Origin of the sequence: Vibrio pelagius (genome assembly GCF_024347575.1) — a bacterium.
GTDB classification, from domain to species: domain Bacteria; phylum Pseudomonadota; class Gammaproteobacteria; order Enterobacterales; family Vibrionaceae; genus Vibrio; species Vibrio pelagius.
The window spans coordinates 2375134-2399872 of sequence record NZ_AP025503.1 but is presented as its reverse complement, the minus strand read 5'-3'; the positions used below and the strand labels follow the sequence as shown (position 1 = coordinate 2399872).

Sequence of the window (24739 nt, the reverse complement as noted above, 5' to 3'; positions counted from 1 at the left end):
ATTTGTAAAACTCTAATTTGAGTAAAAAGTGATCTCTGTAGAGTTAAAGTTCTAATTGTGAGAGGTGTGTGGTGAATAAATGTGCGAATTGAAACCAGAACAACAATAAAGGTGGCAATCTTTTGGCTTAACTGTCGACACTCTTAAATGTTTGTGGGTAAACTCAAGTAAAAGGGGGAAACAACCTCCATTCTCATTTCGCGTATGCTTAAGTGACGCACATACATATAAGAGATAAGCCTTATGTACCAAGACCTAATCAAAAGTGAATTAAACGAAGCTGCTGAGGTTCTGAACAAGTTTTTAAGTGATGATCACAACATCGCGCAAATTGAAGCAGCAGCTAAGATGATTGCTGATTCTTTTAAACAAGAGGGTAAAGTACTTTCTTGTGGTAACGGTGGCTCACACTGTGACGCGATGCACTTTGCGGAAGAGCTAACTGGTCGCTACCGTGAAAACCGCCCTGGTTATGCCGGTATCGCTATTTCTGATCCGAGCCACCTTTCTTGTGTGAGTAACGACTTTGGCTACGACTACGTTTTCTCTCGTTACGTTGAAGCGGTTGGCCGCAAGGGTGATGTGTTGTTCGGCCTATCAACGTCTGGTAATTCAGGTAACATCCTGAAGGCGATTGAATCCGCTCAGGCGAAAGGTATGAAGACCATCGCTTTGACGGGTAAGGATGGTGGTAAAATGGCTGGTTGTGCGGATATTGAAATCCGTGTTCCGCATTTCGGTTACGCCGATCGTATCCAAGAAATTCATATCAAGATCATTCACATCATCATTCAACTTGTTGAAAAAGAGATGGAATAAAAACGTAGTAGCAGATTGGAGCTCTTTGATTTGAGCTCCATGTTTGGTTGAAGAGGGAGTAGGCTTAACCATGTGTGAATTGCTCGGCATGAGCGCTAATGTGCCAACGGATATTTGTTTCAGTTTTACTGGCCTGATGCAACGTGGTGGTAAGACTGGCCCGCACCGAGATGGTTGGGGTATTACCTTCTATGAAGGAAAAGGCTTTCGCACTTTTAAGGACCCGACTCCAAGCTGTGAGTCCAAGATCGCAGAGTTGGTTCAAAACTATCCAATTAAAAGCTGTGCTGTAGTCAGTCATATCCGTCAAGCAAATCGTGGTGGTGTTAACCTAGAAAATACTCATCCTTTTACGCGCGAGTTATGGGGTCAGTATTGGACCTTTGCTCACAATGGTCAGTTAACCGGCTATGATGACCTTGAAAGCGGCCGCTTTCGTCCAGTTGGTCAAACAGACAGTGAGTTGTCGTTTTGCTGGCTTATTAAGCAGTTAGAAGACCGTTTTCCAGAGCCTCCTCAAGATATGATGGGGATGTTCCGCTTTGTTGCTGAGTGTTGTGACAAACTGCGAGAAAAAGGTGTATTTAATATGCTGTTGAGCGATGGCGAGTACGTGATGACATATTGCACTAACCATCTTTACTGGATTACGCGACGCGCTCCGTTTGGTAAAGCGAGCCTGATTGATGAAGATGTTGAGATCAATTTTCAGGAAGAGACCACGCCGAATGATGTGGTGAGTGTCGTTGCTACACAACCATTAACGGATAATGAAGAGTGGGCGCGCATGAAGCCTGGCGAGTTTGCGCTGTTCCATTTCGGTGAATTGATTGAGTCTAATCATCAAGCTTTAGCTGATGTGGCGTACGCTCCTAAAAAGGTGGCAAGCCAAGCTCCAACCGAACCTTTAGAGTAACACCAAGCTCAAAACATTAAAAAGGCCGCAATGCGGCCTTTATTGTTCGAACTGATATGTTTTCTTCGTCTAGTCTTGTGCGTAGCCATGCTTGCCAAGCGTGTTCCCATCGAGCTTGGCACAACCCTCTTTCATCACTAATCTATCATCACAGAACCATTGACACACCAATGGATAGATTTGGTGCTCTTGTGTTAATACTCGGCTTGCTAATTCGTCTGCATCGTCCTCTGCAAAAACAGGCACCTTAGCTTGTAAGATCACTGGTCCACCGTCTAGCTCTTCCGTGACAAAGTGGACACTGGTTCCGTGCTCTTTGTCTTTGGCATCAATGGCTCTTTGGTGTGTATGTAGACCTGGGTATTTCGGCAGTAGTGAAGGGTGGATATTAATCATTCTCCCCAAGTAATGACGAACAAAGTCAGCACTCAGAATACGCATGTAACCAGCAAGAACAATTAAGTCTGGTTGATAGGCATCGATCTGTTGCATTAACTCGCGATCGAAAGCTTCTCGTGATTCAAATGATTTTGGGTCAAGAGAGTGCGCCGGGACTTCTGTGATACGAGCACGCTCTAGGCCATATGCCTCTGCTTTATTTGAGAAAACCGCTTTAACAGAAGCATTAATGTACTGGTTCTGGCAAGCATCTAGGATTGCTTGGAGGTTGCTTCCGCTGCCGGAGATCAAAACAACGATGTTTTTCTGAGGAGCATTATTTTTCATAGAGATATCAAAACGCGATAAGTGAAAGTAAATAACAATTTACCTACATATTTTAAGGTTTTCTGGGGCGTGAATAGCAGAATGAGGACCTAAAGTCCTCATTCTTAATCGTGCGAGCTAGCAATTTAGCTTAGTTGATTTCAACTTGCTCTTCACCTTCAGCGGCTTGTGCGATTTCACCAATCACCCAAGCGTTTTCGCCTTCAGCTTTTAGTAGTTCAACAGCCGCTTCAGCTTGCTCTTTTGGAAGCGCAACGACTAGGCCAACACCACAGTTGAAAGTGCGGTACATTTCAAATGTCTCCACGTTACCTTTCTCTTGTAGCCAGTTGAAGATAGCAGGCCATTCCCAGCTGTTGCCATCGATGACAGCTTTTGTACCTTCAGGAAGTACGCGTGGGATGTTCTCCCAGAAGCCACCACCAGTGATGTGCGAGATAGCATGAATATCATGCTCTGCAATCATCTTAAGTGCTGACTTGATGTAAATCTTAGTTGGTTCTAGTAGGTGTTCACCAATGGTGCGACCTTCTAGCTCTTCGTTCTTATCTGCACCAGATACTTCTAGTACTTTACGAATCAGTGAGTAGCCATTTGAGTGTGGGCCGCTTGAGCCAACAGCGATAAGTGCATCGCCCGCTGCTACTTTAGTGCCGTCGATGATGTCTGCTTTTTCAACAACACCAACACAGAAGCCAGCTACGTCGTAGTCTTCGCCTTCATACATGCCCGGCATTTCAGCGGTCTCACCGCCAATCAGTGCACAGCCTGATTGAACACAACCTTCAGCGATACCAGATACAACATCTGCTGCTGTATCAACATCTAGCTTGCCTGTCGCGTAGTAGTCTAGGAAGAATAGAGGTTCTGCACCTTGAACGATTAGGTCGTTCACACACATTGCCACTAGGTCGATACCTATGGTGTCGTGTTTTTTCATATCCAAAGCAAGGCGAAGCTTAGTACCTACACCATCTGTACCTGAAACCAGTACAGGCTCTTTGTATTTAGTTGGTAGTTCACATAGGGCGCCAAAGCCACCAATGCCACCCATTACTTCTGGGCGACGAGTGCGTTTTACAGCACCTTTAATACGATCTACTAGTGCGTTACCTGCATCGATATCAACACCAGCGTCTTTGTAGCTTAGAGAAGAATTATTACCGCTCACGGGATAGTCCTCGGTCTTAAGTTGGATGTGAAAACGGCGCTATTCTAACAGGGCTTACCAAACAAGAGCAAACGTTTGCGTGAATTTTTTGCCAAATAAACATACTGAAAATGTGATAAAAACGATGTATAATCTGTGGGTTTATTTAAATATTGCCGGAGTTGGAAATGAAAGTTGTTGAAGTAAAACACCCGCTAGTTAAGCACAAGATTGGCCTGATGCGTGAAGGCGAAATCAGCACGAAGCGTTTTCGTGAACTAGCAACAGAGGTGGGTAGCCTTCTAACATATGAAGCGACAGCAGATTTCGAAACTGAGCGTGTAGAGATCAACGGCTGGAATGGTCCAGTAGAAGTTGACCAAATTAAAGGTAAGAAAGTAACCGTTGTGCCAATCCTACGTGCTGGTCTTGGTATGATGGATGGCGTTTTAGAGCATATTCCAAGTGCACGTATCAGTGTGGTAGGTATCTACCGTGATGAAGAAACACTTGAGCCTGTACCATACTTCAACAAGCTAGCGTCTAATATCGAGGAGCGTATTGCTCTTGTTGTTGACCCAATGCTAGCAACGGGTGGCTCAATGATCGCAACTATCGACCTTATGAAAGAGAAAGGTTGTAAGCACTTTAAGATTCTTGTTCTTGTTGCTGCTCCAGAAGGCATTGCAGCGCTTGAGAAAGCACACCCAGATGTAGAGCTTTACACTGCGGCAATCGATGAGAAGCTAAACGACAAGGGCTACATTGTTCCTGGTCTAGGTGATGCTGGCGATAAGATCTTCGGTACTAAGTAATTCGGTTGGTCGTAGCGATATTTGTTACGGCCTACAGTAAAAAAGGGAGCGTATCATTTGATACGCTCCCTTTTTATTTGTTCTCGATTTGTTCGACTACTTGATCTGTGCAGTGTCTACCGACTGGTTCTCACCTAGCTCTTCCGGCAGTACAAGGTTTAGTAGGATTGCGACGATACCACACAAGCTCACACCCTGAAGACTGAAATCACCGATACCAAAAGCCATGCCGCCGATACCAAATACCAGTGTTACACCAACGATCACTAGGTTACGTGATTTGTGTAGGTCAACTTGGTTTTTGATGAGCGTATTTAGGCCAACTGTTGCAATAGAACCAAACAGTAGAATCATAATACCGCCCATTACTGGAACCGGGATGGTTTGCAGTAATGCACCTAGCTTACCAACAAGCGCAAGCACGATAGCTGTGACTGCAGCCCAAGTCATGATCACTGGGTTGAACGCTTTGGTTAGCATTACTGCCCCCGTTACTTCGCTGTAAGTTGTGTTTGGTGGCGCGCCCAGCATCGAAGCCGCAATCGTTGCCACACCGTCACCTGTGATGGTGCGGTGCAGGCCTGGCTTTTTAAGGTAGTCTTTACCCGTTACGTTCGAAATGGCAAGCATGTCGCCAACGTGCTCAACGGCAGGTGCGATCGCAACAAACACCATGAAGAAGATGGCATTGATGTTAAATTCAGGCGCAACAAAGTTAGGCATAGCCAACCAAGAGGCTTGAGCTACCGGAGTAAAGTCGACCGCACCGTACACCAAGCTTGTGATGTAACCTGCGACGATACCACCAAAGATTGGCAGTAGTTTCAAAAAGCCTTTAGCGAATACGCTAATAATGATAGTCACAACCAGTGAGATTGCTGAGATCCAAAGAGCGGCATCGGCATCCACCAACTGTACTGCGCCGTCTCCAGTTTTACCTAGTGCCATGTTAACGGCTACCGGTGCTAGGCCAAGACCGATAACCATGATAACCGGGCCCACTACCACTGGTGGTAATAGCTTATGGATAAAACCAACGCCGCGAACTTTAATTAAGCCACCCATTAGCACATAAACCACACCCGCTGCCATTAGGCCGCCCATTGTGGCACCTATGCCCCAAGTTTGTACGCCAAACATGATCGGTGCGATAAACGCGAAAGAGGAGGCTAAAAAAATTGGAACCGAACGGCGAGTAATGACTTGGAAGAGAAGGGTACCAATACCAGCACCGAAAAGCGCGACATTGGGATCTAGACCGGTAAGTAGGGGAACTAATACCAGTGCACCAAAGGCGACAAAGAGCATCTGCGCGCCTTGTAAAGCATTTTTCATGATAAGTCCTTGAGCTAATCGTGAAGTAAAAAACAAATTCGCGGGATTCTATCACTTAGCAATCGATTGCTGTATAGGTTATGTCAAATTTCTCTCTCATTTGCCGGAAATATGTGCATTATCACTTAAGTGTTCGCTATTTTTCTTTGAAAGCTATCTAACACCCTACCAATTCTCGGATATTCAATCGAGTATCCGCTATCTTCCTTGCCCAGTTACTTATAGTTGCTTATCATCAGAGCACAAGATTTAAAGACTAGGATCGATATGCGTTATTTAGCATTGTTGATGGGGCTTTTGGTTGCACCGAGTTATGCACTGACTCAGGTGGATATTTTTAGTGCCGAAGTTGCTATCAACTCAGAACAGAACGAGCCAGAAAGAGCGGCTAGAAATGAAGGTATGCAACAGGTGCTGGTTCGGGCAACTGGTCAAACAGACGTTGCCGAGAACAAGACAGTACAGAAGGCGATGCGCCAAAGCGCTCAGTACCTGTCACAAATGGGTTTTGGGGAAGAAAGCGAGCAAACTACGCTGCGCATGCGCTTTAATGGCGCTCAGATTCGCAACCTACTGACTCAAGCGCAATTACCATACTGGCCTGAAACACGTTCCAACGTCTTAGTGTGGCTAGTTGAAGAGCAGAACTACGACAAGAATATCGTTTGGGAGCACTCGAATTCTGAATTAGCGGCAGGCATTCAACAGAATGCAAAATTGCGTGGCCTACCGATTACGTTACCAGTGGGTGACTTCGACGACATTACAGGCATTGCAACCTCTGATCTGTGGGGCGGCTTTGTTTCACCTATCAGTCAAGCAAGCCAGCGTTACCCCGTGGATGCGGTGTTGGTTGTGCGTGCTCAGCCTTCAGGTCTACGCTGGACGCTTTACGATCAACAACCCAACCAAATAACCAGTTCACCGAAGTCACCGGTCACAGGCTCTATTTCAGGCAGTGGTGCTTCGGCGTCTCAATCATTGGTTAACGAGATCAGTAACTACTATGCAGCGAAAAGTGCGGTCACGGTCGCAAGCGAGTCGTCGGAGTCAATTCTGGCACAGTTCATTAGCTTGAATAGTGCGCAAGACTTCTTCGAGCTAGAGAATGCGTTAAAAGCGCTCAACTCGGTAGCAAGCCTAGATATTCTTAAAATTCAGAATCATGGAGTGACGTTCAGAATCCATCTGCTATCGACTCAAGATGAATTTGAGAATGAGGTTGAGAGACTACGCTCAGTGGCGAAGATTGAAGCTTCTTACTTAGAGCCAGAGCAAGCGCCTGAATTTGAAGCACAAGACAACACCTTGTCGGTGGGTGGCGTTGAACCACAACCGGAAGCTGAGAATGCGCCTCAAGTGGTCACTCCAAGTAACTTATCTGCGGAAGTCAAAGCATCGGACGTCAAGTCAGAAACGAATGTCAGTGAAGAAGCAGCCGGAGAAGTGGCAGGCAGTGAAGTTGTTGAGACGACCAGAGCTCCAAAACAGCTAAAGCCAAGCCTGGTTTACGAGTGGATTCGATAATCGAGCTTTAAAATGAGGAAAGCCCTGCAATGCAGGGCTTTTTTATAGCTGTTGGGTGTTGTAATCGATAGCGGTGCTAACGAAGAGCGCTCCTACCAATTATACCAATCACAGTAAATAGGTGGTCAAAAATAGCGCCGGGAAAAGGCTTAAGAACAAGGCAGAATTTTTTGGTAAGTAGTTATTCTACAATCAAAAATTCTAACGCAGTTATCAAGCGTTTTAACAAGCTAGGATAATCAGTTATTTACTACGATTGGTATTACTGTTCAAACTTGGCTTTCTCTCTCTTTTCGACTTCAGATAGGCGTTTAAGCTTAATGCCCAGTTCTCTCGCTCGGAAACGAGCAAACAGAATGTTGCCTGCGAAACCTAAGGTCGTGAGCAGAAGCTCAACTGCCGCGAGCATGCGCTCCCCACCATCGACATACAAAATCGTTAATGCATGAAGAAAGTAGAGCATTAAAATGAAATTCGCCCACGCATGGGTGTATGGCTTAGCCGACAAAATACCCGGTAGTGGCAAAAGCAGCGGTACCGCCCATACAATCGCCAGTGTGACGTTGTCTAAATGAGGGTGTGGGGAAAGGGTCATCTGCCATGCAACTACCCAGCCCAAAAGCAATAAGTTCCCCACCAAAGCAAAGTAACGAAATAGCTTAGTCTTGGGAGACATCGCTTTCTCAGACATATACATAATCAAGATATTCCTTTCTGGTTTATTGCCGTTCTCGCCAAGCGTTTTCCAAGGTTTTTTGCCAGTTCAATCTCTTCTTTGCTCAACGTGCTGTTTTCACCGGCACTGCTTGCTCCGTAAGGTGTGCCACCCGTTTGAGTGGTGTGCAGAGCCGGCTCAGAGTAAGGGATACCCATCACAAGCATGCCATGATGCAGCAAGGGCAGCATCATCGTTTGTAGAGTGGTCTCTTGACCACCATGCAAAGAGGAAGAAGAGGTAAAGACACTGGCGGGCTTATCGATGAGGTCACCATTGACCCATAACGGGGTCGTGCTATCCCAGAAGTGCTTCATCGCCCCTGCCATATTGCCAAACCATACCGGGCTGCCTAGCGCTAAACCATCGCATTTTTTTAAATCGTCAAGGCTAGCGCATGGGTCGCTCGTTGTAATGTCATCACGTGGCGAAGTATCGTTGGTGTGGATCTCTTGCACTGTTCGTAACACAGCTTCACAGCCAGAGACGGACTCAACGCCACGTGCGATTTGTCGAGCCAACGCGAGTGTGTTGCCGTGGCGACTGTAATATAAGACCAGTATTGAAACGCTCATAAAGCTTTATAGGATCTCTAGTACTTGCTCTGGTGGACGGCCGATTTTTGCGCGGTTATTAGCAACAACAACAGGGCGTTCAAATAGTTTTGGGTTATCCGCCATCGCCGCGAACAGCTGCTCATCGGTTACTGAACTATCGCCTAGGTTCGCTTCTTTGTAATCCGCTTCTTTCGTTCTCATCATCTCACGAACGCTTTCAAAACCTAATTGAGAAAACAGAACCTTGATCTGCTCAACAGACAGTGGTGTCTCTAGGTATTTGATGATTTCAGGTTGAACCCCATTTTCTTCAAGAATCGCTAGAGTTTGACGGCTCTTTGAGCAGCGAGGGTTATGATAAATTACGACAGACATGGTGCTTCCTCGGTATTATTTTTTGGTTTATTGCTGTGAGAGCCACGTAGTTGCTACTCTCACAGGTTGAGTCTTGTTTTAGATAATCGCTATTGTAGTGCTAAGAAGCGTTCACGTTGAATCATTAATTGGTCAATACGTGCGTCGTAACGCGCTTGTTTTAGACTTCCTAGCTCGGCTATCTGGCTGGCTTGAGTGTAGTACTGAATGGCTTTGTTCCAGTTCGCTTGTAGAGCTAAAATTTCTGCTCGTGCCGCTAAGTCTTCGTCACTGTTCCCCAAATCGATATTCGCCTTTGACAGTAAGTGCCAACCATTGGTGTCATTTGGGTTATCGTGAGTGTAACGTTGTAGCACTCGAATCGCTTCTTGCAGCTCTTCGTTCTCAAGTAGCGCATTAGCGTAATTGATGGTCAGTACGGGGTTGTTGGGTTGACGTACCAATGCCGCTTTGAGCTCTTTGATCGCCATTTGAGGTTTCTTCTGTTCGATGTGCAGATCCGAGATCGCATCGAGATAGAAAAGGTTGGTTGGGTCATTGGTGATCAGCTTGTTTAGAATCGGTTCGGCCTTATCGAGCTTCTTGGTATCTAGGTACACTAGCGCCTGCCCATATTCTAGAGACGGTATTATCGATGCTGGTGCTTTCTTCAATTTACGTTCAAACCAGTCCAATGCCGCATCACCATCAATCCCCGCATAACGAGCCACAATACGCGCTCTTGCTAAGTGGTAATCAAGTGATGGCGCGAGCTTTAGAGGTGGATAGCTGCGGGCACGTGCGCGCGAATCGGTAATACGATCTTCTGGCAATGGGTGAGTCAGCAACATAGGTGGAGGTGTACTTGCATAGCGGTACTCGTCGGCAAGACGACCAAAGAAGCGTGGCATCGCATTCACATCAAATCCAGCCTTAGCCATAGTGCTGATACCAAAGCGGTCTGCTTCTTTCTCATTGCTGCGCGTGTAGTTAATTTGGCTCTGCATGTTGCCAGCCGTTGTTGCGGTTAGCGCTGCGATACCCGCTTCTGGCGCTGCGATTGCCAATAACACTGATGCAGCGAGTGCAGCAATGGTTGCAGGAGAGCGGCGCGCTTGGTCTTCCATGCTTCGCGCTAAGTGGCGTTGAGTTACGTGTGCAATCTCGTGAGCCAGTACTGAAGCCAGTTCACTCTCTGATTGAGCGTGTAGAAACAGTCCAGAGTGTAATGCGACATAGCCACCAAAGAAGGCGAATGCATTGATATTCCTGTCGCGAATCATGAAAAAGTTGAACGGCGTTTTTACATCGTTGGCGTTGGCAACGAGTTGGTGACCCAAGCTGTCAATGTATTGATTGAGTACCGGGTCATTGATTACAGGCTGACTACTACGAATGATGCGCATGTAAGCATCACCATAGATCAACTCTTGGTCTATGGTCAGGGTGCCGCCGGCAGCTGTGCCTATATCGGGAAGATCCAAGCTGTTGGCTTGAGCCAGTAATGGGGTGCCGAGTGTTGTAGCGATGCATAAGCAAGCTATTGAGCGAGCGCGTTTAAACATATTAGTCAGTAATACTCCGTTTCTTCTGACAGTAAGACAAGGACAACACGAAATGGTTCTTTATCTGTTCTCACCTTTGTTTCGTTACGTGCGTCAAACTAAAGGTTGTAGAATGAAAGATGGCACGTTTTTAAAAACAGATTACAATACGACCCTTATAATAAGCATCGAGCTAGATAATGAAACCTAATATTCTAGATTTACGCCAAGAGCGCTGCCCAATGGCGTTATTATTAGCCAAGCGTCACAGTGTTAAATTAGAAAACGGTCAGTCTTTGCTGATACATATTGCTGATCAGAGCTCAATGACCGATATTGTAAGCTTTTTATCCAAGCATGCTTTTGATGTAGAAGTTGAAGCTTGCTCTGGTCATCACCAAATCCAAGTTACAAAAAAGGAATTGCAATCAAATGCTTGAAATGATGAATCGCTGGTACAGACGACGTTTTTCTGATCCACATGCAGTCAGTTTGGTGGCCATCATTTTATTTGGTTTTATTACCATTTATTTTTTCGGTCATTTGATCGCACCATTGCTGGTGGCGATTGTGCTTGCCTACCTACTAGAGTGGCCTGTAACACAATTACAGCGTCTTGGTTTACCGAGAACGCCTTCAGTGATGCTGGTCATCTTGATGTTCTTTAGTGTGATGCTAATAGCTCTATTTGGTTTGGTCCCAACCATTTGGAATCAAGTGGGTAATTTGCTTAATGATATCCCGAATATGTATATCGGGCTGCAAAAATTCATCTCGACAATTCCTGAACGTTACCCAGAACTGGCTAATCTGCAAATTGTAGAGTCAGTGATGTCGAATGCGAAAAACAAAGTCTTAGGTATGGGCGAGAGCGTTGTAAAAGGCTCTTTTGCCTCATTGGTGAGTATTGCCACACTTGCGGTCTACTTAATTCTGGTGCCACTGCTTATTTTCTTCTTACTGAAAGACAAAGAAGAGATGATCAGAATGGCAAGCGGACTGCTGCCTCAGAATCGTCGTTTGGCAACTAAAGTATGGGTTGAGATGAACCAGCAAATCTCAAACTACATTCGCGGTAAGGTACTTGAGATCTTGATTGTGGGCGGTGTCAGTTATGTGACCTTCGCTATCTTGGACTTGCGTTATTCTGCACTGCTGGCTGTCGCGGTTGGCTTCTCGGTGTTGATCCCGTACATCGGTGCTGCTGCGGTCACCGTACCGGTTGCTATCGTTGGTTTGTTCCAGTGGGGACTTGCGCCACCGTTTTACTGGCTGCTTTTAGCGTACGGTATTATTCAAGCGCTCGACGGTAATGTGTTAGTTCCAGTGTTGTTCTCAGAGGCGGTAAACTTGCATCCAGTTGCTATCATTGTCGCGGTATTGGTCTTTGGTGGTCTATGGGGCTTCTGGGGGGTCTTCTTTGCGATTCCTCTCGCCACACTTGTGAAGGCTGTGTGGAACGCATTACCAAGCCATGCATTGGAAGATGATATAGAAGAAGCGTAGCTTGCTTGATTCAAAACATGATAAGAAAGAAAGGCCGAATATTTAAGATATTCGGCCTTTCAATTTATTGGGTTTAAGTTGTTCAGAGCGCGGTTTAGTCTTGCTGCTTGAAGTAATCTAGAACCACTTCATGGTGCGTCTTTGTCTTGAACTTGTTGAATACATGTTCAATGACACCTTCTTCGTTGATTAAGAAGCTGATGCGGTGCAGGCCATCGTAAACTTTACCCATGGCATATTACCCTTGGAAAACTTTTCAGACTCAACTTCTGACGACTTCTAATAAACTCTATTTTTAACAGTGAGTTAGGTTAGTAATTTCTCTGTTTGAACCTCAATTATAGCAGTTGTCATAATTTTTTGTAAATCGGGCTAATTTTGACGCTTTTCCAAGCGCAAATTTGTCATAAAAACTAAGGCGTTGCTATAAGTTGATAGCATTACGAAGAGGACGCTTGCTGATCACATATACACTCGTCACCCAACTCACTTTTGGACAATTCCGTTTTAGAAAGATCGCTGATTTGGTGATCGCTGATTTGGCGAAGCGTGAATTATTAAAGGATAACAAAAGTTGCTAACGAGAGTGTCTGATATCACAGAAGCAGTCATTCCGAGATGTTCAAAAAATCCGAGACATTAAATTAGATGGTTAGTTGGACATTTTTAGATTTGACTTTTCATAGTATTGCTACGCAAACTCGAAGTTGAGTATAGATGAATTAGGGTGACACCCACCAAATCACTAAAGAAGGTCTTTTACTATGAAATGTAATGAATCTAAAGGGCAGAACATTGAAAACCCATTGGAAAACATTAGACAGGTTGTTTCTAGCGTTGATACTGAGTTAATTATGGATAGGTTGGATCTTCTAGGTGAAGATTATGTAAGTTGGTATACCTCCTACTTGGTGGCCAGCTATGGACATATAACACCTCAAGACATTATCAACAAATATGGTGCTTCAGCATTACTGCAGTACATTGATATGAAGATTGAGGGAGGTTACGAATAGTCAGACTTCATTATTCTTATAGTATTTACGTTTTCGATTTTCTCTGAGCATCAACATAACTTTGGGCCGGCCCCTTTTTACAAGTCATAGGACTACCTGTTTAAACTCAATATCAATACCGAACCTAAAAACCGAGATTCCTGACCAGATAATGACAGACCTTGCAAAAACCGCAGTGAATCGAGTTTTCCCTACCATATTGCAATCGACATAACTATAAAACCGCCATTAAATGGATTTTCCCTACTATAACCTGACGAACCGTTCAAAAAACGCCTCAAATCCCAATTTACCTACCATTAGGAAACGAACAAGGTTGAACCATGATTGATTGGCAACTTGCTAGCCTTCGATGGACTTTGAAGGGGCGCTTTAAACCGAAAATAATGATAATTTGAAGGCCATCAGAGCAGCCCTAGCCCTTTAAATACTTAATCTTAGGGCATTCCAGTTCCAACTAGGCAGTATATGGCCACTGATAGTTCTTAAGCGGAGTTTTTCCAGCTACCGTAGTTTAATAGGCGTTTTTTGGTTTACTGGCCCCCTTTGACAAGGAAAGGCCGCAAATCTGCGTAACGATTATCTGCCCTAACGATTATCTGCCCCGTCAGCACGAAACTGGACATAAATGTTTTAGCGCTATTGCACTAACACAGCCCTTCTAGATTAGAAAAAGTATCTTGAAACCTTGAATGGTTATGATACTTAATTCGATGCTAAGGGACGGTGTGATGTGGACTGAAGGTGGCGTCAAAAATTAGCTATTGACGCCAGAGTCTCTTATCTTATATGTGCTTATTTCACCCGAACCCTTTCGTACCACTGGTCAAACTGGTCGATGACCCTGTTGTGATAGAAAGTTTTACTAATACTTTTAGGATTGTCAGGATCTAATCGACGCAGTTTACAGTATCTCTCACCTTCAGTTTTTAACGTTCTCATTTGGTCATGAAAGACTTTATTTTGCTTAAAGTTCGTATAGCGTGTCTTGAGTATTTCTAGCAGCTCGTAGTAATCGTGTGGATAGTTTTTCAGAGCATCTTCTTCGGAAAGAACAATTTCCGGCGCATCAGGATCATTAGTTAGACGTACTTGTAAGGCTTCATCATTTGTCGTTTTTACCAACTTAGTATGAAGTTTCAACGATATTGCATAGTTCGCATCTTTGGCGTGCTCATGGTCTTTCTCAATGTCTTTCAGATACTTCAAGAGATTTGACTTAACCTCACTATCCACGCTAAAACTAGCAACATCTGAAAGATGGAAAAATGATACTGGCATGAGGTAGAAGTTGTAACGACTAAAGTCATGGTGGAACCAGTTCATCGCGAGAGTCATGAAGTTTTTAAGTGATGCTGTGCCAATTTCTTGGATACTAGTGCTCAACTCAAGGTCACCACAGACAAAATGCACCGAATCATCTCGGATATTCATTAACAATCGAATGTTATCTCCGACCACCTTTGGGATAGCACCATTAGCTAGTAAACGATTCAGGGCTGCGCCCAAGGAAATCGTTTTCGGGTTACCGCTTGGGGATATTACTGCTTGCCCCTTATTAAAAATATGAATGGACTCAGGATTGTCACCACCATCCTTTACCAACTTAGACTTTAGAAGAAGTTCCCATGCATTTGTCATTAGAATTGAAAAAGTCTCTTCTCGATGCTGGAAATTAGGTTTGTTATATATTTCTATCGCTGAGATACACGCCGAGATAGCCTTTTCTAACATGATCTGGTGAAGGTACTTGTCTACCTCGTCTTTTTGGCTTTGGTGTTGGCGAAAAGTAGTTGAGTTAAAAGTTGTGATAACTTCTGTGACCTTATAACCATTGTTCGTTCGCTCCAGCAATGAGGCCCATTTTTTACGTAAATACGTTTTTACTGTAGATACACTCCAACCTGTCTTTTCAGCCAACTCATCTAACGTAAACTCTTGTCCAGACTTAAAACTCTCAAGGAAGAATGTATACGCCTTGTCTACTTGTGACCATTTTTTCTCTAACATAAACCTACCTACTGACTGCATTAACGACCGATTAAGTTGTGGTCAACGCAATGCAATGTTTCTGCACACCACCATAAGCACTAAAATCAAAGCATGGTAAAAATGCTACGCGTTGCGAACCTGTCTTTTAGCGCTTGTTATAAATATTTTTCTTTAGCTTTTACAAAACGCCTTTTCATTTCATTATTGTAAGCACTGTTGTCACCCCAACAGTCGATATTTTCAAAATCCTCAAGGCATTGAGGGGAAACGATAAAGAGAACTTTATTCCTAACTAAGTAGCTAAACAGGTACTCATAGGGTTCACTGTCTTCGTTAAAATCAATTGCAAATAAGTTCCAACATTCGTTGATAAATGGGTCTATAACCTCAAATATAAACTTTACCGTTTCCAAACTGCAGTCTATGCCTTTAGGCGCTGCAAAATGCTGAACATTATTTCTTAAATTACCAAACTTCTTGAAAGTATCGAGATTCTTTATTTTTATTCCCGTTGCCGCCCAAAGCCTTTCAGGAAGTTCGCTATATTGAATTGTCTTCGCTTTTGATAAGAGATGTTCAAAGTCGAGCAAATCATCATTAATTTGTGTTGATTTGGGGATTTGATCAAAGATCAATAATGGATGTTCTTCGGCGATTCGTGCCTTGATCAAAATTTCAGCAGAATGTGCAGCTTGTAGAACTGACAACTCAGGCCAAAACGGATTTTCATAGCTTCCATAATGTGAGTGCCAATTAGCATGCTGTAACGCACCAGTTCCAAGGTGGAACATATGTGAAGCCACATTTTTTAAATCAGGATTCATACGGTAAACTTTCCAATATTTATAATGCCGCATCAAGGTGAGCGGCGCTTGGCTATACTTGAGCGAAGCGAAACTGCCAAGCGTTGCGAATCACTCTTAAAGAGTTTGTTATATCAATGATTATGCGCTTATGCTTTACGTAGTTTTAAAATCAAGACTCCAAATGCGACAAAGCAAAATATTGCAGTAATAACGAACATAAACATGAACCATGGTGAGAAGAAAGCCATCAAGAAAGCTACAGCAAAGAAAAGAAGAAAAAAGCTCGAAGTTGCGATTGTACTTACGATCCTAGCTCCTAATACCTTTTCACACTGCTCAACTGACAGGTCAATCTCCGCTATATGCACATGTACTATTGCAAAAGCAGTAAACACAGGAAAACATATCGAAAAAAGTAGTGTTGATATAAATAAGCATGTCGAGTCATCAATGCTACTTGACCCACTAAAAAGTGCTAAGAAATATGCTGCACAAAACCCACTCAACGCAGAATAGAGCCACTTTAGCTGATTATATTTATAGTTTTCTCTGACTAACATCTTAATGATACCCCAGACTCATTGATATAGCGGTCTCTATACGGCTTTTTACTAGTAAGACAGACGTACAACTACAGATTGTGACTAGAGACTTTCGCGCTGAGAGGGAATACGCCATTTTCATGTTTCATGTCCCGTCAGCACACCTTTGGGCAAAAACGAGGTAATAGTGCAAACATACTCGGACTATTCGGATTACTTGAGGTATTGCAACCATGTGCTGTGCAGGCGTCAAGGTAGCGAATTTCTCTATGCAACGACAACAAGTTAGAAGTTCTATCAGCTCAACAAGTCAGAAAAAACCACCCAAAGGTGGTTTTTTTGATTTCAATAGCGAATAAAAAAACAATAAAAATCAGAACCTTAATACAATAACAGAGTTGAGCTTCTCACAAAGATCCACATTTTGACCACAGACGAGAATGTCTGTTCTAAACAGCAATTATTTTATCCTTAAGATTTTGAGGAGAGTACTCTGTTGCGAAAGGAGCGATTTCTTTATGTACAGCGTAACATAACGCGCTCACTTCCTCCCTTAGCAACTCTAGGGCTTCTTCTTTTTCTTCACTATCAAAAACCTTGCGTGTTTTATCTGGGACTTCGATTGAACTGCGGGCATTAGCATCTAGAGATAATTCCCAAAGATAACCATTCAGTTCTTGCAAAAGTGCTAGCGGAAAAAAACTTGGTACCCGTAACCTACTATCCATGTTAAAGGCAATACCTGTTATGTCATAACTCGAAAGCCTTTTAGCTACTCTATGTTTATTCGCTGGTAAATCAGCAACTATATTCTTCATCAAACGTACAACCTTCTTGAGGTTGCCATCATAGATTGAATCACGATCATTAACATTCTTGATATGCAGAAATGGTTTGTTTGCTATAAGTTCGTGATCACCTTTGTGGTACACTTTTATGGTTCTGTCGTGTTCAAGATAAGAACGTTGATAGTCGTGACAATTGTGCCAACATGCGGGAACTATATCGACTTTTCGTTTAAGACTTCCTCCGCTCAACGCGATTGATTTGTTCCCAGTGCAATCAACATTAGCAGCGTAATACCTAGTGGTCAGCTTATCCTCAGATTCTGTTCTTACCTCACGAATGATATCTTTCATGGGGCGTGTGTCATCACATGGAGCTAGAGGCTGCCCATCCAATTTGGGGACTTGGACGGTAACCAAATCACGATAGATTATGAGCATGTCTACGTCCGAATGACCTTCAATGTGAATATCCAAAGCAACAGAACCTTGCATTCTCTTAACAGTATGAATGTTATCCGTTCCTAACATCGAAATTAGCGTATCAGCTACTCGCTCTCCCTCATTAATCGAGACCGCTGTAGATTCAGGACTCACCGCAGCCATAGCTCCTATAACATACTTGACACCTGCACTCTCTGTGAGGCTTTCGTAGTATTCAATCGGACGTGAGTCAAAGGTCGCGTTTGTCGCATAACCTTTCTCAATAAGGTCTAATTCTCGTGTTCCTTGGCGTCGGTCTTTCAGCTTTGTTAATCTATTCTCAAAGTTAATCATTCAATCCCTCTCTCGTTAGATACATTTTGCCGAAAGTACGGCGTCCATTGCTATTGAAGTAATTCGCCTCTCCACTCGTTAGTGCTTTGTCGATAATCACCTCGCAATATCCTTTGTGAGCATTAAGCTCATGGTACTGTCCTGCCTCTGGAGTGTTCGCATAACTATAATGAAGTACCCAGCCGCCGTTTGTTCCCGCCTTTTTGCTTATAGTGGCAGTGTAACTTTCGCTTGAGCTCTGCGACGTTTTAAGGCAAATCGCTATTTTTTCCCATGTTTGCTCAATATCTATCTGGGCAGTCCAAGGAAAACGAACTTTCCCATCTTCCTCGAGGGTCTCACCCCGAACCTCCCAAACGCCATTTAAATCTGGGATTTTAAAAAACGGCAATTTCCAAGCGTATTTATCAAACAGCAAATGGAGAACAAAATAAATGAATGCTGCCGTCAATGATGCACCAGCAAACACCGTCCACCCGCTTGCGGTTTGTGCCCAAGCAAAAAGGCTTGATGCACCTCCACTCAAAGTAATGGATGCCACACCAAGCCATCGACCAATAGTCGTTCTGCTGTGACCAAAGATTGCATAGTCGTGCAAATTAATTACCTCATGTCATTGTCCGTAACAAACGTGAGGATACTATACTTCATATTCAATCAGTTGTGTTCGGCCGTGAGATGTAATTAGCAGTAATCATTAGCTATTTTGTTCTAGTCTCGTTATTGTGCTTGTCATAGTTGGTTGTGATTGCAGAACCGATGTTCTTGCGAATCTTCTTTAGCTCACTGAGCTCTTCTCGCATTTCCACTCTATAATCAAGTTGTTTAACCAACTCAGAAATATAGATTTTAAAACGGCTGAAACAGTTCTCACTTTCCATCTCTTAATAGAAAACATCGTTAATCTCTTTAAACTTTCCGTTTCTATCTTCACCTAAGATCTTGTTGAACTATTGCTCAAGCTTGGTCGCCACTTTTGTGTAATCGTATTTTCCGTTCTCTCGACACGCAGCTTTGATATCAAGAAAGAATTCATTGTTACCTTTTAGCTCAAGGCTATGTGGTACGCCCCCAGCTTACTGGACATCATTCAGGTAAGAAAAAGTAGGTCAAACCACGTTACTATGAGTTGTGAGGTTTAACATCGCTAGCTTGGAATGGGGCAAAGGTGTGTTTGCCACGATTAGCTTTAGCACACCTCTGGACAAAACCAAGTTAGGCGAGATACTCAACTTGGTTGCTTCGGATAAATAATTGTAAGTAAGTTCTGCGTATAGTTAGCCTAACTCAAGATACGACTAAACCGTGAACGGAATGCTTTTTCACCACCTTCCATCTGATTACAAATCAATTCTTTGACATTTTGTGTTTGCAGTGCCCCACAGATATTAGGCCTTAGACCATTTTTGTCATGAATCATGCTTATCACATACTCTGCATCACCATTGACAACAATAGGTGCGGAGTGAGAGACAATGATTAGTTGCCTTCTTTGCTTATTTGCAGCAATAGCTGGAATTACACTTTGACTCAACATCATGCAATCTAAGTCATCTTCTGGTTGATCCAACAACAGAGGGTCCGTACCGTAAGACAACAGGAATTGCAGCATACTAGCGGCTTTCTGTCCTGGTGACGCTGATTCAATGTCTTCCATCCTACTATTCAATGCTCGATAGCGAATGTGTATCCCATCATCTGGAAACCAACACATGAGATTATCAAGTGAGTCATCTGAGAGAGAAGCAATACGATTTCTATACGAACCATGAATATCGATTTGTTCAGTTAGAGTGCCATCAACAATTTTCAGATGACGCTCCTTCAGCGCCTCTAGGTATGCGTATTTTTGTTCAATCATACGATCGATGGGGGCATATGTTTGATGTTCAATGAACTGCTTTATAAAACCCGAGCCTGATTCTTGGTCATATATGCGATCAGAGAAGGCTTGAATACCTGTAACCTCTTGATAGCTCTCTACTATTGATTTAGGTGGTGCATTTAAAGGCAAGACTTTGATTTCAAGACCATCTAAGTTCAAAGAGGCAATAAATTCTTTTCTCCTCTCTGTTAAGACCTTTCTATGCTCTTTTATTTCGGTAAGTATCTGTGTAATGTTCTGTTTTGCTTGAGTTATTTTTACATCTAAATCATTGTACTCTCGCAGCTCAACCGATAAATTCGTCTGCTGTTCGACTAAGCTGTCTAACTTATCCGGATCCAAGCCTTGAGCTCTCAAGGAGTTTGCCTCGCGATCCACATTTTCTTTTTCAGCAGCAATCAGGTCAGCTAGTTCTGTTATTTGAGCACTTCTATACAAAGCAGCATATTGTTGTCTGGCACTCTCTAACGCAGATCTGATGTTCCGATTACCTTGAGCTTGAATAACTTGGAATTGTTGTACCACTTTATGATACTGCTCTGAGCGGTCTGTTGGCTCTGTGTGTAACGTTTGTGCCGGCACCTTACTATCGATGTCATCTAGAAAAGCCATTTCAGAATCAAGAACTTCATGAATTAGAAAATGTTCTGACTCCAGTCGACTAAGATTTGTTTTTACTGTGTAGTAAGGGCTTTCACTCAACTTTTCTATTGAACGAGACACATCTGAAAGCTGTCCACTTAATGCTGAGCTAGTACTTTGTTTTGCTAGTAAATCCCTTAAATTAATCTGTTCATTTTTGAAGTTACGTTCAAGCTCTTCTTTCTTTTCCTTCCATTGACGCTTGTTTACAAATTTGCTTTCATCACATACTTTTAAAAAAGCATCGTTGTCAGATGCTAATTCAAATAGCATTTTTTGGCTGTATATTGAAATTCCAAATCGTTCAGTAGACCAATTCAAGTCTTCAACCAACTCTCCATCAATAATTGAATGAAGCGTCGTAGTATTGTCCGGTTTCCAAGTTAGTTTGAAGTCACTACCATCTTTACGATATATGCACTCTATCTCATAGTCTTCACTCATACCTTTTCCAATAGACTTAAACCTTTCAAGAGTTTTATCTAATTTCGGAGACAGTTCGTTAACCTTTCGCATTCCAAGACGAATACTTTCGATAATTGTAGACTTACCGCTACCACGAGAACCAATGATCGCATTGTAGAAAGGATTGAACTCTAACTCCGCAGGCTGACCATCTTCTGAGCTACAAATTCTAGTTTTTAATTTTAGCTTTCTAAGTTGCAAACTTGGCTCTGAAGGAGGTGATGAGTCAAGCAGAACACAGTTCTTATGGTCTAGTAGTGCGCTTTTTAATCCATCAAAGTTTAAATCTGACATTTTTAACCAACAAGTGCGTAAGCCTGCATTGTCTGGGTGATGGGCATCAGAGCCTCTCAGTTTAGGTAAATCTTCGATCAAGCGTTTGTGGGTACCATCCGTTATATCGGTGAGATCAAAACGAATTTCTAAAGCATCTGGTTTTGCTTCAAAAGCATCTGTAAGTTCAGTTTGGTTAGTAACACTTAAAACACCTTTAGCTGCATCAATATGCGCCAGAACAGAAACCGCATTTTCATACTGTTTGATTGAGCTAACTATACTTGCAACTCCATCTCGAAGTACTAATTGATGATTAGGCTCTCTAGGAACAGGAGCATTTCCGTTGCACTGTCCAATCAAACGCTCAATATCAGCGCCTGTACTTAGTTCATCAAAGATAGCTAAAACATGCACATTCCCTGTAGCCGTTAACTCTACACCAGGAAACAATGTGAGTGGCCTAAAACCGTCTAAGCCTCCACTATCAGCTTCGACTTTCATCTGAAGCAGTTCTGTTTTTAAGCTGTCAATTCGTGCCCCAGTGTTATGGTCACTGATTACTACAGCATCTACTTCCTGCTTCATGTAAGCAAACAACCAATCTCGATCGGATAGCGCAGAATCTTGATAATCATTTGAAGCAGGAGTGTGATTATGGAAATCGAATTTATACCACTTGGAACCTACAGATATTAAATGCCTCCCAAAAAGTTTATAAAACAGAGAGTTATAATACGCCATAGTCTACCTTCTAGGTTTTCATTAGGCTATGTCCATGCTTGCATTACAAAGAAATAATTTGAGTATCTAAGTAGGGATTGGGAGATGGTCTATTGATGTTGAATTGAGGTGGTTCATGTCAAATCATACTCGTTTGTTCTGTGCTTCATTGCCATTGTTTGTGCAAAATAACTTTGCCGGTCATAAGATCATCTAATGGTAGCTAAAGAACAACGAAACACGTTTTGGGGCAAAAATGTGTTTTGCAGCGTTCGGCGTCAGAACACCTTTGGACATTTCCGTGTTATATGCACTGCTAAATTAGCATTTAGCGGATTACTTGAGGTATGGCAAAACCTCTAATGTAGTGGCCAGATTCACTATGCCACTACATTTGGGCTAAAGATATAGAAATTGAGCTGCTTAAATTACTCGGCATGTCGACGAATTAACTACACAAAGCTTAAACTAGCGAAATACCACTATTGCAGGCTGTCCGCCACTTTTACTTGTCCAATACGCTATTTCTTCATCGTTTTCCTTGCGTAAACTGCCTGTTACCTTGAATAATGGTCATATGTATATCTATTCATAGGTAATAACGGTGAATCAACTAAGTGGCCGTGTCCAGGCTCTAGTTTTAAGTGGTGGTGGCACTCGTGGACTCTACACAATATCTTTGTTGGCCACACTTGAAAATAATTACTCTAATGGAGATCCAGATTACAATATCGCGGATCACTTTGACATCATCGGTGGAACATCTATTGGAGGCATTCTAGCTCTAGGGTTAGCAAGCGGGGTTAACGCCAGAGCACTCAAGAAAGTGCTCGACAAAAACCGTAAAGATATTTTCCCTCAAAACCTGTGGCTGTTGGGTTCTGCTTATCGTTTATTTAGGCAACTTTTTGGAAGCAAGTTCTCACCTAAGCCATTGAAAAAATGCATCTATTCTGCTGTAGGCGACTTAAAAGTCAAGGATCTTCATACTCGGGTACTTATACCAGCGCTTAACGGTTCAACTGGTGCCCCAAAAACATTCAAGACTCCTCACCACCCAAAGTTTACGCTAGATGGTGAGCGCAATGTTATTGATGTTGCACTTGCCACCAGTGCTGCCCCGACTTACTTTCCCCCTCATAAAATGGAAGATGGGCTAATGCTTGATGGTGGGCTTTGGGCCAACCTACCAGCTTTCAGTATCTACCACGAACTATGCAATGACCGATTCCTTAATGTGGATCCTCAAGAGGTTCACATGTTAGCTGTTGGCACAATGGGAACAGATGTAGCTATACCGGCTAAATCTTCAGGTTCCTTCGGTTACATTGGTAGCTGGGGACTAGGAAAAAAGCTAACAGCAATGATGATGGATACCACTGAGCGCTGGCAAACCTTTATGACCCAACATAATCTTGGTGACAGATTTGTTCAACTCGATGACCGTGGTGCCCACAACATTGAGCTTGATGATTCAAACGACAAGTCAGCAGAGTATATGCAATTTCAGGCTGCCAATAGCGCCCAGTACGCACTAGGTAAGGAAAATGTTCGAGCTTTCTTCGAACACCAACGACAAAAAGTGACATTCTACACTGCAAGAGGAGATGAGTATGAGGCAGGATGTAAGTCGTCTACTAAATGATTCTAAACATGGCTTCATGGGTAACATCGAGCCTCATCAATCAAAAATGGAGCTGCTTTACGAAGCAAGGAGAGAAGTTAGAAAAGAGTTACGGATACGCTTTCAGGATCTATCCAATAGCTTTCGTAAAAATGGGGATAAATGGGTGCTAGATATAAAGCCGAATGTCAGTTTTATAGAAACCAAGCTGCGAGCCTTAGATCAGGATGCTTATGAAGTGTTAGCCAACCTTACTCCCAAATTTGCACCACAAGGCTCGATTGTTTACAAAACGATGAATAAACCCTGCCAGCCTCCTCAACAAATGGATCTTGATGATGGTATTTACCTGCCGATCGATATGTTTGAGGACAAACCTGTGCTGAACAAGGACTTATTCTTTAAGTTTGTTGATGGTACTTTGAATGATCTCGCGAGAAGAAAGGGCTGGAAGTTCTCTGATAAAAAAAATACATGTTCACGTGTAATTCTTGGCACAGACCTCCATGTGGATGTTCCACTATATGCAATTCCAAGAAAGCGCTACTTATCTATGAAAACGGAGTCACTCGCACTCGAATCAGCTAATGCGTCTATGGACGCAGCTCCTGAATATGTGCGCTTAGAACCAAATGAAGTTAATCTGGCTCTAAGAAATACTGAATCATGGACGGTAAGTGACCCTAAGCTTTTGAATGAGTACTTTAGTCAGAACTTCTCTTACTACAAAGACATGAGTGGTACGCATGTTTGTCGCCGTGTGTGCCGTTATTTGAAAGCTTGGCGAGACAAAGCGTTCAAAACAGGGGGGCCATCATCAGTAGCTCTGATGACCTGTGTTGTCTTAACTTTTCAGGAGCTTGCAGCGCAAGACCGTTTACGTAAGCTAACTGATTCTGTTGCTCTTGATGAGTGTGTTAAGAGGCTAGCATCACAGTTACGTAACGGTGTACCGAATGATGCTGAACCTAATAAAAATGAAAAACTGTTCCCTAAATCAAACATGTTGGAACAAGAGTTAGAAGATATTTATCAAAAAGCTGAGTTGCTTAATAGCCATGTTACAGCAGGACTAAATGCTTCTACCGCTTCTGAAGCTATAACAAACTTACAAGCCGTCTTTGGTGATCGCATCCCAAATATTCCTGGCCTAGTAGTTACTATCACGGTCGCTGAAGCTATCCGAAGTCAACCGGCAATCGCTCAGCCTCAACCGAATGTTGCCAATCAAGATGCGGGGTAATA

Annotated in this window: 22 protein-coding genes and 1 pseudogene; 10 read left to right on the top strand and 13 right to left on the bottom strand. The window is 43.1% G+C overall.

The window, feature by feature from the left end; genetic code table 11:
- Positions 1 to 243 precede the first annotated feature (243 nt).
- Together lpcA and vsple_RS10415 are read left to right on the top strand one after the other, a co-directional pair.
- The gene (gene lpcA / locus vsple_RS10420) at positions 244 to 819 is read left to right on the top strand and encodes a D-sedoheptulose 7-phosphate isomerase (protein ID WP_255230128.1); all 576 of its coding nucleotides are present in this window, start codon (positions 244 to 246) and stop codon (positions 817 to 819) included.
- A 70-nt stretch (positions 820 to 889) separates the two neighbouring features.
- Positions 890 to 1735: a class II glutamine amidotransferase gene (locus tag vsple_RS10415; protein ID WP_261881957.1), complete on the top strand. Its 846-nt coding sequence runs from the start codon at positions 890 to 892 to the stop codon at positions 1733 to 1735.
- Between the two features lie 69 nt (positions 1736 to 1804).
- Here the strand turns inward: vsple_RS10415 and purN are convergent, their stop codons facing one another.
- Both purN and purM read right to left on the bottom strand, forming a co-directional pair.
- A complete protein-coding gene (gene purN, locus vsple_RS10410; protein ID WP_261881956.1) occupies positions 1805 to 2461 on the bottom strand; it encodes a phosphoribosylglycinamide formyltransferase in 657 nt (218 codons plus the stop codon).
- Positions 2462 to 2591: 130 nt separating this feature from the next.
- Positions 2592 to 3632: a phosphoribosylformylglycinamidine cyclo-ligase gene (gene purM, locus vsple_RS10405; protein WP_032551727.1), complete on the bottom strand. Its 1041-nt coding sequence runs from the start codon at positions 3630 to 3632 to the stop codon at positions 2592 to 2594.
- Positions 3633 to 3799: 167 nt separating this feature from the next.
- On the opposite strand from purM, the gene upp reads away from it, so the two are divergent.
- A complete protein-coding gene (gene upp, locus vsple_RS10400) occupies positions 3800 to 4426 on the top strand; it encodes a uracil phosphoribosyltransferase (protein ID WP_255230131.1) in 627 nt (208 codons plus the stop codon).
- A 96-nt stretch (positions 4427 to 4522) separates the two neighbouring features.
- Here upp and vsple_RS10395 read toward each other — a convergent pair whose 3' ends face one another.
- The gene (locus vsple_RS10395; protein ID WP_261881955.1) at positions 4523 to 5761 is read right to left on the bottom strand and encodes a uracil-xanthine permease family protein; all 1239 of its coding nucleotides are present in this window, start codon (positions 5759 to 5761) and stop codon (positions 4523 to 4525) included.
- A 267-nt stretch (positions 5762 to 6028) separates the two neighbouring features.
- On the opposite strand from vsple_RS10395, the gene vsple_RS10390 reads away from it, so the two are divergent.
- Positions 6029 to 7288 (top strand): DUF2066 domain-containing protein, encoded by a 1260-nt coding sequence (locus vsple_RS10390; protein ID WP_261881954.1) that lies wholly within the window; start codon positions 6029 to 6031, stop codon positions 7286 to 7288.
- Positions 7289 to 7550: 262 nt separating this feature from the next.
- On the opposite strand, the gene vsple_RS10385 is transcribed toward vsple_RS10390, so the two are convergent.
- The 4 genes from vsple_RS10385 to bepA form a co-directional block, all read right to left on the bottom strand.
- Positions 7551 to 7988: a DUF2069 domain-containing protein gene (locus vsple_RS10385; protein ID WP_261883163.1), complete on the bottom strand. Its 438-nt coding sequence runs from the start codon at positions 7986 to 7988 to the stop codon at positions 7551 to 7553.
- Positions 7988 to 8578: an NAD(P)H:quinone oxidoreductase gene (gene wrbA / locus vsple_RS10380; protein WP_261881953.1), complete on the bottom strand. Its 591-nt coding sequence runs from the start codon at positions 8576 to 8578 to the stop codon at positions 7988 to 7990. The genes vsple_RS10385 and wrbA overlap by 1 nt, the downstream gene beginning before the upstream one ends.
- A gap of 6 nt (positions 8579 to 8584) precedes the next feature.
- A complete protein-coding gene (arsC, locus tag vsple_RS10375; protein ID WP_261881952.1) occupies positions 8585 to 8935 on the bottom strand; it encodes an arsenate reductase (glutaredoxin) in 351 nt (116 codons plus the stop codon).
- An 89-nt stretch (positions 8936 to 9024) separates the two neighbouring features.
- The gene (gene bepA / locus vsple_RS10370; RefSeq protein ID WP_255230137.1) at positions 9025 to 10479 is read right to left on the bottom strand and encodes a beta-barrel assembly-enhancing protease; all 1455 of its coding nucleotides are present in this window, start codon (positions 10477 to 10479) and stop codon (positions 9025 to 9027) included.
- Positions 10480 to 10658: 179 nt separating this feature from the next.
- Between bepA and vsple_RS10365 the strand changes: the two genes are divergently transcribed.
- Together vsple_RS10365 and vsple_RS10360 are read left to right on the top strand one after the other, a co-directional pair.
- Complete coding sequence (locus vsple_RS10365; protein ID WP_255230138.1) at positions 10659 to 10898, top strand: sulfurtransferase TusA family protein; 240 nt, start codon at positions 10659 to 10661, stop codon at positions 10896 to 10898.
- Positions 10891 to 11964 carry an AI-2E family transporter gene (locus vsple_RS10360; RefSeq protein ID WP_261881951.1) on the top strand — a complete coding sequence of 358 codons (1074 nt, stop codon included), beginning with the start codon at positions 10891 to 10893 and terminating at the stop codon, positions 11962 to 11964. The genes vsple_RS10365 and vsple_RS10360 overlap by 8 nt, the downstream gene beginning before the upstream one ends.
- A gap of 94 nt (positions 11965 to 12058) precedes the next feature.
- On the opposite strand, the pseudogene vsple_RS10355 reads toward vsple_RS10360, so the two are convergent.
- Positions 12059 to 12196, bottom strand: a pseudogene (locus tag vsple_RS10355) (thioredoxin-dependent thiol peroxidase); the annotation flags it as partial.
- A gap of 532 nt (positions 12197 to 12728) precedes the next feature.
- On the opposite strand from vsple_RS10355, the gene vsple_RS10350 reads away from it, so the two are divergent.
- Positions 12729 to 12980 carry a hypothetical protein gene (locus vsple_RS10350; RefSeq protein WP_016791413.1) on the top strand — a complete coding sequence of 84 codons (252 nt, stop codon included), beginning with the start codon at positions 12729 to 12731 and terminating at the stop codon, positions 12978 to 12980.
- Between the two features lie 795 nt (positions 12981 to 13775).
- On the opposite strand, the gene vsple_RS10345 is transcribed toward vsple_RS10350, so the two are convergent.
- Both vsple_RS10345 and vsple_RS10340 read right to left on the bottom strand, forming a co-directional pair.
- Positions 13776 to 14990 carry a DUF3644 domain-containing protein gene (locus tag vsple_RS10345; protein WP_261881950.1) on the bottom strand — a complete coding sequence of 405 codons (1215 nt, stop codon included), beginning with the start codon at positions 14988 to 14990 and terminating at the stop codon, positions 13776 to 13778.
- Between the two features lie 137 nt (positions 14991 to 15127).
- Positions 15128 to 15796 (bottom strand): hypothetical protein, encoded by a 669-nt coding sequence (locus vsple_RS10340; protein WP_261881949.1) that lies wholly within the window; start codon positions 15794 to 15796, stop codon positions 15128 to 15130.
- 204 nt (positions 15797 to 16000) lie between these two features.
- Between vsple_RS10340 and vsple_RS10335 the strand changes: the two genes are divergently transcribed.
- Positions 16001 to 16294 carry a hypothetical protein gene (locus tag vsple_RS10335; protein WP_261881948.1) on the top strand — a complete coding sequence of 98 codons (294 nt, stop codon included), beginning with the start codon at positions 16001 to 16003 and terminating at the stop codon, positions 16292 to 16294.
- 475 nt (positions 16295 to 16769) lie between these two features.
- Here vsple_RS10335 and vsple_RS10330 read toward each other — a convergent pair whose 3' ends face one another.
- The 3 genes from vsple_RS10330 to ppl all read right to left on the bottom strand — a co-directional run bounded on the left by vsple_RS10330 (position 16770) and on the right by ppl (position 21891).
- Positions 16770 to 17882: a nucleotidyltransferase-like protein gene (locus tag vsple_RS10330; RefSeq protein ID WP_261881947.1), complete on the bottom strand. Its 1113-nt coding sequence runs from the start codon at positions 17880 to 17882 to the stop codon at positions 16770 to 16772.
- The gene (locus vsple_RS10325; protein WP_261881946.1) at positions 17875 to 18480 is read right to left on the bottom strand and encodes a Cap15 family cyclic dinucleotide receptor domain-containing protein; all 606 of its coding nucleotides are present in this window, start codon (positions 18478 to 18480) and stop codon (positions 17875 to 17877) included. Before vsple_RS10325 ends, vsple_RS10330 begins: the two co-directional genes overlap by 8 nt.
- A gap of 684 nt (positions 18481 to 19164) precedes the next feature.
- Positions 19165 to 21891: an anti-phage protein Ppl gene (ppl, locus tag vsple_RS10320; protein WP_261881945.1), complete on the bottom strand. Its 2727-nt coding sequence runs from the start codon at positions 21889 to 21891 to the stop codon at positions 19165 to 19167.
- A 583-nt stretch (positions 21892 to 22474) separates the two neighbouring features.
- On the opposite strand from ppl, the gene vsple_RS10315 reads away from it, so the two are divergent.
- A complete protein-coding gene (locus vsple_RS10315) occupies positions 22475 to 23515 on the top strand; it encodes a CBASS cGAMP-activated phospholipase (protein WP_261881944.1) in 1041 nt (346 codons plus the stop codon).
- On the top strand, positions 23484 to 24737 hold the full coding sequence (locus vsple_RS10310; RefSeq protein ID WP_261881943.1) for a CBASS cGAMP synthase: 1254 nt from the start codon (positions 23484 to 23486) through the stop codon (positions 24735 to 24737). Before vsple_RS10315 ends, vsple_RS10310 begins: the two co-directional genes overlap by 32 nt.
- Positions 24738 to 24739: the final 2 nt, after the last annotated feature.

Coding starts and splice junctions, on each gene's coding strand:
- vsple_RS10310 (WP_261881943.1), top strand. CDS start 23,484: ATGAGGCAGGATGTAAGTCGTCTACTAAATGATTCTAAACATGGCTTC.
- upp (WP_255230131.1), top strand. CDS start 3,800: ATGAAAGTTGTTGAAGTAAAACACCCGCTAGTTAAGCACAAGATTGGC.
- vsple_RS10345 (WP_261881950.1), bottom strand. CDS start 14,990: ATGTTAGAGAAAAAATGGTCACAAGTAGACAAGGCGTATACATTCTTC.
- vsple_RS10395 (WP_261881955.1), bottom strand. CDS start 5,761: ATGAAAAATGCTTTACAAGGCGCGCAGATGCTCTTTGTCGCCTTTGGT.
- ppl (WP_261881945.1), bottom strand. CDS start 21,891: ATGGCGTATTATAACTCTCTGTTTTATAAACTTTTTGGGAGGCATTTA.
- vsple_RS10360 (WP_261881951.1), top strand. CDS start 10,891: ATGCTTGAAATGATGAATCGCTGGTACAGACGACGTTTTTCTGATCCA.
- vsple_RS10350 (WP_016791413.1), top strand. CDS start 12,729: ATGAAATGTAATGAATCTAAAGGGCAGAACATTGAAAACCCATTGGAA.
- vsple_RS10415 (WP_261881957.1), top strand. CDS start 890: ATGTGTGAATTGCTCGGCATGAGCGCTAATGTGCCAACGGATATTTGT.
- vsple_RS10340 (WP_261881949.1), bottom strand. CDS start 15,796: ATGAATCCTGATTTAAAAAATGTGGCTTCACATATGTTCCACCTTGGA.
- wrbA (WP_261881953.1), bottom strand. CDS start 8,578: ATGAGCGTTTCAATACTGGTCTTATATTACAGTCGCCACGGCAACACA.
- vsple_RS10335 (WP_261881948.1), top strand. CDS start 16,001: ATGAACCATGGTGAGAAGAAAGCCATCAAGAAAGCTACAGCAAAGAAA.
- vsple_RS10365 (WP_255230138.1), top strand. CDS start 10,659: ATGAAACCTAATATTCTAGATTTACGCCAAGAGCGCTGCCCAATGGCG.
- lpcA (WP_255230128.1), top strand. CDS start 244: ATGTACCAAGACCTAATCAAAAGTGAATTAAACGAAGCTGCTGAGGTT.
- vsple_RS10390 (WP_261881954.1), top strand. CDS start 6,029: ATGCGTTATTTAGCATTGTTGATGGGGCTTTTGGTTGCACCGAGTTAT.
- arsC (WP_261881952.1), bottom strand. CDS start 8,935: ATGTCTGTCGTAATTTATCATAACCCTCGCTGCTCAAAGAGCCGTCAA.
- bepA (WP_255230137.1), bottom strand. CDS start 10,479: ATGTTTAAACGCGCTCGCTCAATAGCTTGCTTATGCATCGCTACAACA.
- vsple_RS10330 (WP_261881947.1), bottom strand. CDS start 17,882: ATGATTAACTTTGAGAATAGATTAACAAAGCTGAAAGACCGACGCCAA.
- purN (WP_261881956.1), bottom strand. CDS start 2,461: ATGAAAAATAATGCTCCTCAGAAAAACATCGTTGTTTTGATCTCCGGC.